The sequence below is a fragment of the Streptomyces sp. NRRL S-1022 genome (assembly GCF_000720135.1).
Taxonomy (GTDB): domain Bacteria; phylum Actinomycetota; class Actinomycetes; order Streptomycetales; family Streptomycetaceae; genus Streptomyces.
This window is the reverse complement of record NZ_JOIU01000010.1, coordinates 70,493-83,421: the sequence shown is the minus strand read 5'-3', so window position 1 is coordinate 83,421 and position 12,929 is coordinate 70,493. Positions and strand designations below refer to the sequence as shown.

The 12,929-nt window shown below is 70.9% G+C and carries 7 protein-coding genes; 1 reads left to right on the top strand and 6 read right to left on the bottom strand.

What is annotated here, in order from left to right; all coding sequences use genetic code 11:
• Positions 1–59: 59 nt before the first annotated feature.
• Positions 60–2,960: a vitamin B12-dependent ribonucleotide reductase gene (locus IG05_RS0115255; protein WP_030342895.1), complete on the bottom strand. Its 2,901-nt coding sequence runs from the start codon at positions 2,958–2,960 to the stop codon at positions 60–62.
• Between the two features lie 164 nt (positions 2,961–3,124).
• A complete protein-coding gene (gene nrdR, locus IG05_RS0115250) occupies positions 3,125–3,676 on the bottom strand; it encodes a transcriptional regulator NrdR (protein WP_030342893.1) in 552 nt (183 codons plus the stop codon).
• 562 nt (positions 3,677–4,238) lie between these two features.
• On the opposite strand from nrdR, the gene lexA reads away from it, so the two are divergent.
• Entirely contained in the window at positions 4,239–5,018 is a 780-nt protein-coding gene (lexA, locus tag IG05_RS0115245; protein ID WP_030342891.1) for a transcriptional repressor LexA, read from the top strand.
• Positions 5,019–5,381: 363 nt separating this feature from the next.
• Here the strand turns inward: lexA and IG05_RS0115240 are convergent, their stop codons facing one another.
• The 4 genes from IG05_RS0115240 to IG05_RS0115225 all read right to left on the bottom strand — a co-directional run bounded on the left by IG05_RS0115240 (position 5,382) and on the right by IG05_RS0115225 (position 12,551).
• Complete coding sequence (locus IG05_RS0115240) at positions 5,382–7,373, bottom strand: ATP-dependent DNA helicase (protein WP_030342890.1); 1,992 nt, start codon at positions 7,371–7,373, stop codon at positions 5,382–5,384.
• 522 nt (positions 7,374–7,895) lie between these two features.
• The gene (locus tag IG05_RS0115235; protein ID WP_030342887.1) at positions 7,896–8,666 is read right to left on the bottom strand and encodes a GNAT family N-acetyltransferase; all 771 of its coding nucleotides are present in this window, start codon (positions 8,664–8,666) and stop codon (positions 7,896–7,898) included.
• Positions 8,667–8,774: 108 nt separating this feature from the next.
• Positions 8,775–10,892 (bottom strand): IucA/IucC family protein, encoded by a 2,118-nt coding sequence (locus IG05_RS0115230; RefSeq protein WP_030342886.1) that lies wholly within the window; start codon positions 10,890–10,892, stop codon positions 8,775–8,777.
• A 174-nt stretch (positions 10,893–11,066) separates the two neighbouring features.
• Positions 11,067–12,551 (bottom strand): diaminobutyrate--2-oxoglutarate transaminase family protein, encoded by a 1,485-nt coding sequence (locus IG05_RS0115225; protein WP_030342884.1) that lies wholly within the window; start codon positions 12,549–12,551, stop codon positions 11,067–11,069.
• Between the last annotated feature and the right edge of the window lie 378 nt (positions 12,552–12,929).

Here is a 12,929-nt window from a genome sequence, read left to right as displayed (position 1 = left end):
CGCACGAGTAAGGGGCGCCGGCACAGGCCGGCGCCCCTTACTTCACGAGCGGCGTGTCATCAGCTGCAGCCGCTGGTCGAGCCGCAGCCCTCGCAGATGTAGCAGGAACCGGCCCGCTGCATCTTGGTGCCGCAGGAGAAGCACAGCGGGGCGTCGGCCTGGATGCCCAGCTGCATCTCCACCAGCTCGGCGCTGGTGTGCGCCTGCCGCGAGGCGGGCTTGGCCGCCTCGGACTCGGCCTTCGGCGTGGCGACGGCCTTCAGCTCCTGGGCGCGCGGGGCCGACTGGGCCAGGCCCTCGACGTCGACCTCGTCGTCGTCGAGAGACTGCTCGTACGAGCCGGTCTCCAGGTGCCGCTGGCGCTCCTCGGCGGAGTGGATGCCGAGCGCGGAGCGGGTCTCGAAGGGCAGGAAGTCCAGCGCCAGGCGGCGGAAGATGTAGTCGACGATCGACTGCGCCATCCGCACGTCCGGGTCGTCCGTCATACCGGCCGGCTCGAAGCGCATGTTGGTGAACTTCGAGACGTACGTCTCCAGGGGCACGCCGTACTGCAGACCGACGGAGACGGCGATGGAGAAGGCGTCCATCATGCCCGCGAGGGTGGAGCCCTGCTTCGACATCTTCAGGAAGACCTCGCCGAGACCGTCGTCCGGGTAGGAGTTGGCGGTCATGTAGCCCTCGGCGCCGCCGACAGTGAACGACGTCGTGATGCCGGGGCGGCCCTTCGGGAGGCGCTTGCGGACCGGGCGGTACTCGATGACCTTCTCGACCGTCTCGCGGATGGTCGCCTCGGCCTTCTCCGTGACCTCGGCCTTCTCCTTCTCCTTGGTCTTGGCGGAGAGCGGCTGGCCGACCTTGCAGTTGTCGCGGTAGATCGCGAGCGCCTTGACGCCCAGCTTCCAGGCCTCGAAGTAGATCTCCTCGACCTCCTCGACGGTCGCCGTCTCCGGCATGTTGACCGTCTTGGAGATGGCGCCGGAGATCCACGGCTGGATCGCGGCCATCATGCGGACGTGGCCCATCGGGGAGATGGCGCGCTCGCCCATGGCGCAGTCGAACACCTCGTAGTGCTCGGGCTTGAGGCCGGGGGCATCGATCACATTGCCGTGCTCGGCGATGTGGGCGACGATCGCCTCGATCTGCTCCTCCTGGTAGCCCAGGCGGCGCAGGGCCTGCGGAACGGTGCCGTTGACGATCTGCATCGAGCCGCCGCCGACCAGCTTCTTGAACTTCACCAGCGCCAGGTCGGGCTCGACACCGGTGGTGTCACACGACATGGCCAGACCGATGGTGCCGGTCGGCGCGAGGACGGACGCCTGGGAGTTACGGAAACCGTTCTTCTCACCGAGACGCAGGACGTCCTGCCAGGCCTCCGTGGCAGCGGCCCACACCGGGGTGTCCAGGTCGTCCATGCGGACGGCCTTGCCGTTGGCGTCGGAGTGCTGCTTCATGACGCGGTTGTGCGCGTCGGCGTTGCGGGCGTAGCCGTCGTAGGTGCCGACGACCGAGGCCAGCTCGGCGGAGCGGCGGTAGGCCGTGCCCGTCATCAGGGAGGTGATGGCGCCGGCCAGGGCGCGGCCGCCGTCGGAGTCGTAGGCGTGGCCGGTGGCCATCAGCAGGGCGCCGAGGTTGGCGTAGCCGATGCCGAGCTGGCGGAACGCGCGCGTGTTCTCGCCGATCTTCTGGGTCGGGAAGTCCGCGAAGCAGATCGAGATGTCCATCGCGGTGATGACCAGCTCGACGACCTTCTGGAAGCGCTCGGTCTCGAAGGACTGGTTGCCCTTGCCGTCGTCCTTCAGGAACTTCATCAGGTTCAGCGAGGCCAGGTTGCAGGACGTGTTGTCCAGGTGCATGTACTCACTGCACGGGTTCGACGCGGTGATCCGGCCGGACTCGGGGCAGGTGTGCCAGTTGTTGATCGTGTCGTCGTACTGGATGCCCGGGTCGGCGCAGGCCCAGGCGGCCTCGGCGATCTTGCGGAAGAGCGCCTTGGCCTCGACCTCCTCGATGACCTCGCCGGTCATCCGGGCGCGCAGGCCGAACTTGCCGCCGTTCTCGACCGCCGTCATGAACTCGTCGTTCACGCGGACCGAGTTGTTGGCGTTCTGGTACTGGACGGACGTGATGTCGTCGCCGCCCAGGTCCATGTCGAAGCCCGCGTCGCGCAGTACGCGGATCTTCTCCTCCTCCTTGACCTTGGTCTCGATGAAGTCCTCGATGTCGGGGTGATCGACGTCGAGCACGACCATCTTGGCGGCGCGGCGGGTGGCACCACCGGACTTGATGGTGCCGGCGGAGGCGTCGGCGCCGCGCATGAAGGAGACCGGGCCGGAGGCGTTGCCACCGGAGGAGAGCAGCTCCTTGGAGGAGCGGATGCGGGAGAGGTTCAGGCCGGCGCCGGAGCCGCCCTTGAAGATCATGCCCTCTTCCTTGTACCAGTCGAGGATCGACTCCATGGAGTCGTCGACGGACAGGATGAAGCAGGCGGAGACCTGCTGGGGCTGCGGGGTGCCGACGTTGAACCAGACGGGGCTGTTGAAGCTGAAGATCTGGTGCAGGAGGGCGTACGCCAGCTCGTGCTCGAAGATCTCGGCGTCGGCGGGCGAGGCGAAGTACTTGTAGTCCTCACCGGCCTTCCGGTACGTCTTCACGATGCGGTCGATCAGCTGCTTGAGGCTGGTCTCGCGCTGCGGGGTGCCGACGGCACCGCGGAAGTACTTGCTGGTGACGATGTTGACCGCGTTCACCGACCAGAAGTCGGGGAACTCGACGCCACGCTGCTCGAAGTTGACCGAGCCGTCGCGCCAGTTGGTCATGACGACGTCACGGCGCTCCCACGACACCTCGTCGTACGGGTGCACGCCGGGGGTGGTGTGGATGCGCTCGACACGCACCCCCTTGGTCGCCTTGGCGCCCTTGGCTCGGGAACCTCGTGCCGGACCGCTCGCCGTCTCTGTCATGCCGCCTCCCTGTACGGGCAAAAACGCCCTGAAGTGCCCATTTGTTCCTGTGGACACGTGTTTTGTCTTGCGTCGCGGGCGCCCTCAGCTGCCGCCCGCAACAGGTCTTTGTTCGCCGCCTCCCGGCCGGAACCCGGGTCTCCTCCCGGTTTCCGGCCCGCCGGTCAGTCGGCGGCGCCGGCGGGCACGGGGACCTGAGTGGTCCCGCCGCGCCCGCGGTCGTCTTTCTGGCTCCCCGCTCCCGCGTCGCCCTCGTCCGCGGCTGCGTCTCGCGCGCCTTCCCGCAATTCCGCGATGGCGGCCTCGAAGTCCTCCAGCGAATCGAACGCCCGGTAGACGGAGGCGAACCGCAGATACGCGACGAGGTCGAGCTCCTGCAACGGGCCGAGTATCGCCAGCCCCACGTCGTGGGTGGTCAGCTCGGCGCTTCCGGTCGCGCGCACCGCCTCCTCGACCCGCTGGCCCAGTTGGGCGAGCGCGTCCTCGGTGACAGGGCGCCCCTGGCATGCCTTGCGCACACCATTGATGACCTTGGTACGGCTGAAAGGCTCGGTGACTCCGGACCGCTTGACCACCATGAGCGAGCACGTCTCCACGGTCGTGAAACGACGGGAGCAGTCGGGGCACTGGCGGCGCCTGCGGATGGACGTGCCGTCGTCGGTCGTACGACTGTCGACCACACGGCTGTCGGGGTGCCTGCAGAAGGGGCAGTGCATGTTCTCCAACCCTCCTCACAGCAGACTCGTCAGCCTCACCGGACCCGGGGGCCCCGCGAAGCAGCCCTAAGCATAGGCGATCCCGGAGCCGGCTCGGACCCGGGGGACCACAACTTCTGGGCGACTGTAGCCATCCAACCACTACATGTAGGGCTCGGCTCAAAAATCGGGGCAGGCGCGCGTGTCGCGCGGAAACAGCAGGTCCAGGGGTCCGAAGAGACCGGCGAGGACACGCGGGGGCCGAGCGGTGCCGCCGTGGCGCTTGCGGGGATACCGTGGGCGCCGCAGGGAGGACGCGTGGCTCTCCCGCGCAGAACGGACCCCGGATCCCGGACCGCGGGATTCCGGATGGCAGACTGGGACGCAGCCCACGAGGCGAGCGACCCCGGCGGTGAAGAGTACAGCAATGGGTGCTTTTGCCCGCCGAGTGTCGCGCCAGCCATACACCCAGACACGTGATTACGTCAGGCGAAACGCACTTTTTCACTCGAACGTGTGTTTGGCGCAACCTTTCGAAAGCAACTACCGTTGTGCAGCAGGGAGACCATCGAGAGGGGCCGACGTGACCACCACCGCAGACAGTGCCACCATCACCGCCCAGGACCGCTCCCAGGGCCGAGTCGAGCCGGTACACGCGATGAACGAAGCCACGAATCCCGAGGCACACAAGCGCTCCCTGCCGGGGCGACCTCCAGGCATCCGGGCGGACAGTTCCGGACTCACCGACCGGCAGCGCCGGGTGATCGAGGTCATCAGGGACTCGGTACAGCGGCGCGGCTACCCGCCGTCCATGCGGGAGATCGGCCAGGCCGTGGGCCTGTCCAGCACGTCGTCGGTCGCCCACCAGCTGATGGCGCTGGAGCGCAAGGGCTTCCTGCGCCGCGACCCGCACCGCCCGCGCGCGTACGAGGTGCGTGGCTCCGACCAGGCCGTCACCGTGCAGCCGACGGACACCGCCGGCAAGCCCGCCGCGTCGTACGTCCCGCTGGTGGGCCGTATCGCGGCCGGCGGCCCGATCCTCGCGGAGGAGTCCGTCGAGGACGTCTTCCCCCTCCCCCGACAGCTCGTCGGTGACGGCGAACTGTTCGTCCTCAAGGTGGTCGGCGACTCCATGATCGAGGCCGCCATCTGTGACGGCGACTGGGTCACCGTGCGCCGCCAGCCGGTCGCCGAGAACGGCGACATCGTGGCCGCCATGCTCGACGGCGAAGCCACCGTCAAGCGCTTCAAGCGCGAGGACGGCCACGTGTGGCTCCTCCCCCACAACGCGGCCTACGAGCCGATCCCCGGCGACGACGCGACCATCCTCGGCAAGGTCGTCGCAGTGCTGCGCCGCGTGTGACGGCCGCGGCGGGCGGGCGGCCGCTCGCTCCCTGACCGGGCCCCGGAACCCCTGCGCCGGTTCCGGGGTCCTGCATGTGCCCGGGGCCCTGCATGTGTCCGGGGTCCTGAAGGTGCTCGGGGTCCTGAAGGTGCTCGGGATCCTGAAGGTGCCCGGGATCCTGAAGGTGCCCGGGCCCACCTTCGTGCTTTGCGGCGGACCTTCGTGTTTTTTGGTGGTCTTGCGTCCATTCGGCGCACCTGCGCGAGTTCGGCGCCCTGCGCGTGTCCGGCGGTCTTGCGTGTGTCGCCGGATCCTCGGGGCAGCCGGGGCCGGAGACCTCGCGAAGGTAGCCCGGCCTGCGCCGGTCGGGCTACCCCGCGATCACTTGGCCATCGCTGACGGCGTCTCCGTCTGCTTCGCCACCGCGTCGATCGCCGCGAGGGACTTGCGGACCTGATTGCGGTCCGTCGTGTACCAGAAGTCCGGCAGTGACGCCTTGAGGTAGCCGCCATACCGGGCGGTGGCCAGCCGCTGGTCCAGGACGGCCACCACGCCGCGGTCGCCGGACGCCCGGACGAGACGGCCGGCGCCCTGGGCCATGAGGAGGGCCGCATGGGTGGCGGCCACCGCCATGAAGCCGTTTCCGCCGGCGTCCTCCACCGCCTTCTGGCGTGCGCTCATCAGCGGATCGTCGGGCCTCGGGAAGGGAATCTTGTCCATGACTACGAGCTGACAGCTGGGGCCGGGGACATCGACGCCCTGCCACAGCGACAGCGTGCCGAACAGACAGGTCTTCGGGTCGGCCGCGAAGTTCTTGATCAGTTCGCCGAGCGTCTCCTCCCCCTGGAGCAGGATCGGGAACTCGGGGATCCGGGAGCGCAGCTCCTCCGCGGCGAGCTGGGCGGCCCGCATCGACGAGAACAGACCGAGGGTGCGTCCGCCGGCCGCCTGGATCAGCTCGGTCAGCTCGTCCAGCATGTCGGCGCGCTCGCCGTCACGCGCTGGGCGCGCCAGGTGCTTCGCGACGTAGAGGATCCCTTGCTTGCGGTAGTCGAAGGGCGAGCCGACGTCGACACCCTTCCACTTCGGCAGGTCCTCGCCCTCCGTGCCCTCGGGGCCGAGCCCCAGGGAGGCACCGACGCCGTTGAAGTCTCCGCCCAGTTTCAGCGTCGCCGAGGTGAGGACGACGGCCCGGTCGGCGAAGAGCTTCTCCCTGAGCAGGCCGGAGACCGACATGGGGGCGACCCGGAGAGACGCGCCGAAGCGGTCGTGCCGCTCGTACCAGACGACGTCCCACTCGGAGCCGTTCAGGACCCGCTCGGCCACGTCGTGCACGCTCTCCACCGAGGCCAGCGCCTGCTTGCGGACCGCGTCCTCGTCCTGGACCGACTTGTCACGGGTCGCACCGATCCCGCTGATCACCGTGCGGGCGGCGTCCCGCAACGCCATCAAGGCGTAACCGAGGTCCTCCGGGATCTCCTCCAGGCGGCCCGGCAGCGCGAGCTCCATGAGCCGCTCGAAGCCCTCGGCGGCGGTCTGGAGCTGATCGGCGGCCTTCTCGTTGACCAGCTTGGCGGCACGGCGCACGGCACGGTTGACCTGCCCGGGTGTGAGTTCGCCGGTGGCGACCCCGGTGACCCGGGAGACGAGTTCGTGCGCCTCGTCCACGATCAGCACCTCGTGCTGCGGCAGCACCGGGGCGCCCTCGATGGCGTCGATGGCCAGCAGGGCGTGGTTGGTGACCACGACCTCGGCGAGCTTGGCCTGCTCACGGGCCATCTCTGCGAAGCACTCGGCGCCGTACGCGCACTTCGACGCGCCCAGGCACTCCCGGGACGACACCGACACCTGCGCCCAAGCGCGGTCCGAGACGCCCGGGGTGAGATCGTCGCGGTCGCCGTTCTCCGTCTCGTCCGCCCAGTCCCGCAGCCTCAGCAGGTCCTGGCCCAGCTTGCTGGTCGGCGCGGCGGCCTCGAACTGGTCGAACAGCCCCTCCTCCTCGTCCTGCGGCATGCCCTCGTGCAGACGGTGCAGGCAGAGATAGTTCGACCTGCCCTTGAGCATCGCGAACTCCGGGCGGCGGCGCAGCAGCGGATGCAGGGCGTCGACCGTGCGCGGCAGGTCCCGCTCCACGAGCTGGCGCTGCAGGGCGAGCGTGGCTGTCGCGACGACCACCCGTTCTCCGTGCGCGAGCGCGGGCACGAGATAGCCGAGCGACTTTCCGGTGCCGGTGCCGGCCTGGACCAGCAGGTGGGATCCGTCGTCGATCGCCTCGGCGACCGCTTCGGCCATGGTCACCTGGCCGGGGCGCTCCGTGCCGCCGACGGCTGCGACGGCGGCATGCAGGAGTTCGGAGAGTGGGGGCTTCGTCATAGCCAGACCACCCTACGGCCCTGCACTGACAAGCGGGTGGTCACGGCGGGGGCAGGGGGTGGAATCACGGCCGGGGCTCCTGGGCGGGGTGGGCTGGGGCTGGGCTGGGGCTGGGGCTTGTGTTCGGGCGGGCTTGGGGGTGGGCTGGGGCTGGGTTGACGCCGGGGAGCGGTGCGGACGACGTACGGGTGCGCCGGTTCGCGGCACCGGTGACCGGCAAGGCGCCGGTCGTGCGGGCCAGGCGACCGGCTCCGCCGACCGAGCTCCGGTGGTACGGGCGAGGCGCTGGTGCCTCGCCCGTGGGAGACCGTCAGCGCTTGGGCGGGGTGGGAGGACAGTGACGGGCGGCACCGGTGCCGTGCCCGCACCACCGCTCGCACCCGGATCGATCCTGGCCCTGGCCCCGGCCCCGTCTTCGGCTCGCAGGATGCGCTCGCCGGATGTCGGTCGAATTTTTTCCCGAACCGGGAACACTGGGAGCGCGCCGCTCGTATCTCATGGTGAGCGGCCGATCACGCGGCGCTACAGGGCATCGCGCAGGATTCGGTCCCGGATCATGAGGGCGGCCCGCTTGCCCGGCAGGTCGACCTCGGCCGCGTACCGGAAGCCGGCGCTCAGGAACGCGGCGACGGAGGGGGTGTTGCGTAGATCGGGTTCTGACACGACACGTGCACAGGTGGGACACCGGTCGAGGATCAGGTCGGCCACGGCGCGAAGCAGGGCGGAACCGAGCCCGCGACTCCGGTCAGCGGCGTCACCGATGAGGAGGTGGATCCCGATGTCGTACGGACGGGCCGGGTAGTGGTGGGCCAGCGGATCCAGGTCGGCCCGGTAGACCTCCCAGTAGCTCATCGGGGTGCCGTCGAGGACGCCGAGACACGGCACGCTGCGCCCGTCGTCGTGGAGTTGCGCCCGTAGGTGCTCCTCCGTCCGGTTCCGGGGCCCGGCCAGCTCCCAGAATCGCGCGACGGCGGGGTCGTTCATCCAGCGGTGGACGATCGGCAGGTCTTGATCGAGGCGTACGGGCGCGAGCCGGAAGGAGCCGGCACGGGTCGTGACCGGACCCCATGTGGCGAGTCTGCTGAGGAGGGCGCCCGGCGCCCCGGCGTAGAGGGCGAAGAACTGGGCGGGGAGGCTCAGTTCCAGTGTGTCCTCGCTGTCCGGGTCGTCGTCCTGGACGGTGAGCCGGCCGAACCGGGAGTTCCGCGGGCCTGCGGTGTCCGCTCGGTGTCCGGCGCCGTCCGTGCGCGCAGAGACGGGACCGGTTCCGGCGCTCGCGTCGGTGGGAGGCACGGTGCGCTCCTCTCAGGAGACGAGGTGGGTCATGTTCCTCGGATGTGCGGGAGACGGTGCGGCTCGCTGAAGGTGCGGTCCGCGCGGTGATACGTGGGAGTACTCCGTTCAGGAATGGAGGGGGTTGGCGATGGTGACGTAGACGGACTGGGTGTCGACCGGACCGACGAGTTCGTCGAGGCCGTGCAGCCGGGTCAGCAGGTTGGCCTTACAGCGCAGGACGGGTGAGTCGAGCAGGCGGCCGGGCAGGGAAGTGCGCAGCGGGGCGACCCCTGAGGCGAGGTCGGTGAGGAAACGGCGGAAGGCTGCGAGGAGCAGTCGCTCGTCGGCGAGGCGCTGGGAGCCGAAGGCACCGATCAGGCCCAGCACGTTGTTGACGGCGAGGTAGTAGGCGAAGCGTTCGTCGGTGACCTCGTCCGGGACGAAGGTGTCGCTGTGTTCGCCGATGCCCGGCAGCCGGGCGTCCAGTTCGGCACGGCGGGACTCCCGGAAGTAGTAGCCCTGGTTGTCCCGGTAACGGCCGCCGGCGGGCCAGCCGTCGCTGTCCAGCAGGAGCAGCGTGTTCTGCTGATGGGCTTCGAGGGCGATACCGGCCTCGCCGTCCAGCCAGAGGACGGGACGGACGACCTGCTCCAGGTAGCGCAGGAACCACTCGGCGGCGACGACGCCGACGGGCCGGCCGGTGCGTGCGGCGAGGCGTACGACGAGCTGGGCCAGGCGGGACCGCATCGGCCGGGCGTGGCGTGACGGTGTGCCGGCGGGCGGCTCGGCGAGCGGGCGGGGTGAGACGAGTCCGGCTACGCAGCCGACGTCGTCGGCCGGGGCGAAGGGGTTGTGCCGGATCATCACGTCGAGTCCCGGTACGGGCAGGCCGTCCGGGTCGTCGACGGCGAGCCAGGCCGGGTCCCGGACGATGTCGAAGCCGGGGTGTACCGCCTGCCAGTGACGGGCCAGGCCGGTGCGGAGCAGTCGGTGCACCTCGACTCCGCGGTGCAGTTCCTTACGGAGGTTCTCACGGCGGGAGTTGGTGATGCGCAGGGCCAGCGAGAGCTTGAGCATCGCGGGGACACCGGATCGGTGAACGGTCCTGACGGAGGAGGTGGGGTGCCAAGGAGGGCCGACGGGGCCGAGGTCGCGGAGGAGTCCGGAGTCGAGCAGTGCGGCGACGGATGCGCGGAGCCGTACTTCGCGCGCCTGCCAGGGGTGCAGCGGCAGGGCGGTGTGGCCGTCGGGCAGGGGCAGTTCGGTCCCGGCGAGCTGTCGGACGAGATGGCCTGCGGGAACCGGACGGCCGCGCTCGGTCCAGGCGGAGTCTGTCGCGAGGAGAGAGGGGGCGACGGCCAGCCAGTGCAGGGGGAAGGAGCCGCGCAGCTCCGGTGAGTACCTGTCGGCTTCGGCCTCGGTCAGGCCTTCCCGGCTCTTGGGGGTCGGGTGCAGGGGGTGTCCGAGGAGGAGGGCCTGTTCGGCACTGAGGAAAAGGTCGGTGGTGTCGGCGGGGTGTTCGCGTCGCTGCCGGACGAAGTCCGCGGTACGGCGAACGGAGTCGGCCACCCTGGCCAGGAGGTCGGCGCTGTCGCCGGGGGTGGGGGTGGTGCCGTTCTCGGTGCCAGTGCCAGTGCCAGTGCCAGTGCCGTTGCCGTTGCCGTTGCCGTTGCTGAGTCCGTAGTCGGCGACGGCGGTGGTGGCACCTTCGTCCGAGCCCACAGCATTCGCATCGCTGGGCCCAGTCCGGTGGAGGCACTCCCCAGTGCCGTCACCCGAACCGGAGGCGGTGTCATCGCCGTCGCCGCTGCCGGTGGTCTCCCTGGCGAGCAGCGCGGCGAGGGTGACGGCGTCGATGGGGGGCGCGGTGTCGGGGGCGCAGGCGAGGCGAGGTGGGTCGAAGCGGTGCCAGCCGGTCTGGGACCAGTAGCGGACCGGTGCGACGAGGACGGTTCCGCTGGCGGGCAGTGGGATGCGGAGGCTGCCGGTCGTGGGAGCGGTGAGGCCCGTCTCGCGGGCCCAGCAGCGCAGGAGGTTCTCGACGGCGGCGGCCTGGGCCGCGGCGCGCGGATCGGGGTCCTCCAGCGGGTCGGCGCCTGGCGCTGTTGGCCGGGTGGGGTCCGCCTGTCGCTTCTTCTGCTGGGGGACCGACTCGGTGAGCGGTACGGCGGAGGAGGGGGTGCCGGCGGCTTCCTGGTTGTCGGGGGCGCCGGAGCGGCCGTCGGGGCTGGGGGTGGCGTTCATGACGGCTCCTCTGGGGCTGGTGCGGGCGTTGCGTCGTCCGCTCCCGCTCGGTTGCCGTTGCTCCGTGGCCGAGGGGGGTGGGGTGGAGAGCGGGTGTGGACGAGAGGGGATGGAGTGGGGATGGGCCGGGATGGTGGTCCGGTGACCGATGCCGGTGTGGGGCGTGTGCGGGGTTCAGCCCGTGTGCTGGGCAGGGCCGGGGTGTCGTTGCTGGTGCGGGCCGTGCTGCGGGCCGTGGCTCTGGTGGCGGCGGGCCGCCGCCGCCACCGCGTCGGCCAGGCGGTCGAGTACGGCGGTCGCCTGTTCGTCGCTGAGCGTCAGAGGTGGGAGCAGCCGGACCACGGACGCGTGCCGGCCGCCCAGTTCGACGATCAGTCCGCGCTGGAGACACTCCCGCTGTACGGCGGCGGCCAGTTCGGGCGCGGCTGGGGGCGGGGTGCGGGCGGGTGCCAGCGCGGCCGGTGCGGCATCGGGGTGGTCGGCCGGGGGTGCCGGGCGTGCGGTGGCGGGATCGGCGTCCGGGTCCACCAGTTCGAGTCCGATCATCAGCCCGCGCCCTCGCACGTCGCCCACGCAGGGGAACTGGTGGGTGAGTTCCGCGAGTTGGGTCAGCATGCGGGTCCCGAGGAGGGCGGCGCGTTCGGCGAGGGCGTTCTCGCGGACGTAGGCGAGGGTGGCGGTGCCCGCGGCCATGGCGAGCTGGTTGCCGCGGAAGGTGCCGGCATGGGCGCCGGGTTGCCAGACGTCGAGGTCGTCGCGGTAGACGATCACGGCCAGCGGGAGGCTGCCGCCAATGGCCTTGGACAGGACCATGACGTCGGGGGTGATGCCGCTGTGGTCGACGGCCCAGAAGGCGCCTGTGCGGCCGACTCCGGTCTGGACCTCGTCGGCGATCAGCGGGATGGACCGGTCCGCCGTGAGCCGGCGCATGCGGCGCAGCCAGTCGTCCGGTGCGGGGATCACTCCGCCCTCGCCCTGGACGGGTTCGAGGATCATGCCGGCCGGCAGGGGTACGCCGGACTTGGGATCGTCGAGGAGGGACTCCGTCCACCGGGCGGCGAATTCGGCGCCGGGCCGGCCGCCGACGCCGAAGGGGCAGCGGTAGTCCTGCGGGTAGGGCAGGCGGGCAACCTGGATGTCGCGGGCGCCACCGGATGCGGCCAGGGCACCGGCGGTCATGCCGTGGTAGGCGCCGGTGAAGGCGAGGATGCCGGAACGGCCGGTCGCGGCCCGGACCAGTTTGAGGGCGGCCTCGACGGCGTCGGTGCCGGCCGGTCCGCAGAACTGGACGCGGGCACGGTCGGCGAGGCCGGGCGGGAGGGTGCGGAACAGCTCGGTGACGAAGGCGTCCTTGACAGGGGTCGCGAGGTCGAGGACGGAGAGCGGGGCGCCGGAGTCGAGGACGCTGCGGATGGCTTCCAGCACGACCGGGTGGTTGTGGCCGAGGGCGAGGGTGCCGGCGCCGGAGAGGCAGTCCAGGTAACGGCGGCCGTCGGCGCCCTCGATGGTGAGCCCGCGCGCCCGGACGGGGACGATGGGCAGGGCGCGAGCGTAGGTGCGCGCCGAGGACTCCCGCGCCGACTGGCGTCTCAGGATGCCCTCGTGCACGGCCCTCGCCTCCCCGGGTGTGCCTCCGGCGATCGACTCCGTAACGGCCACTGCGCGTCGTCCTCCCCGCTGTTCAAGGGCGAGTTGATCTCGGGGACCGGACCCGGACGCCTGGCCCCACCGGCTACAACCGCGGACCGTTCGGGCGGTTACGGGGTCGCCCGGAGTTCCTTGGCGGGCTGGGGCGGGGGACGCGCCCCACCGTTCCACCGGAGAGCTCCACCGCACGGCCGACGCCCAGGAGCGGGCGGCCGTCGGCCAGAAGCGCGCCGCCGACGGCCAGAACCACCGGGGAGCCGGCGGCACCGGCGGGCGCACGGGATGCACAACCGGTCTGCGCCGGCACCGCAGTTGTCCGGTGGGCCCGGCACCCCCGCCCAGGACGCCGGCACCCCGCCTCGGACACCGGCAGGACCACCGCGCCCGTCC

Bases quoted from the DNA above. Each gene is read 5' to 3' on its own strand.
- IG05_RS0115255 (WP_030342895.1), bottom strand. From the start codon at position 2,960: ATGACAGAGACGGCGAGCGGTCCGGCACGAGGTTCCCGAGCCAAGGGC.
- IG05_RS0115240 (WP_030342890.1), bottom strand. From the start codon at position 7,373: ATGACGAAGCCCCCACTCTCCGAACTCCTGCATGCCGCCGTCGCAGCC.
- nrdR (WP_030342893.1), bottom strand. From the start codon at position 3,676: ATGCACTGCCCCTTCTGCAGGCACCCCGACAGCCGTGTGGTCGACAGT.
- IG05_RS0115230 (WP_030342886.1), bottom strand. From the start codon at position 10,892: ATGAACGCCACCCCCAGCCCCGACGGCCGCTCCGGCGCCCCCGACAAC.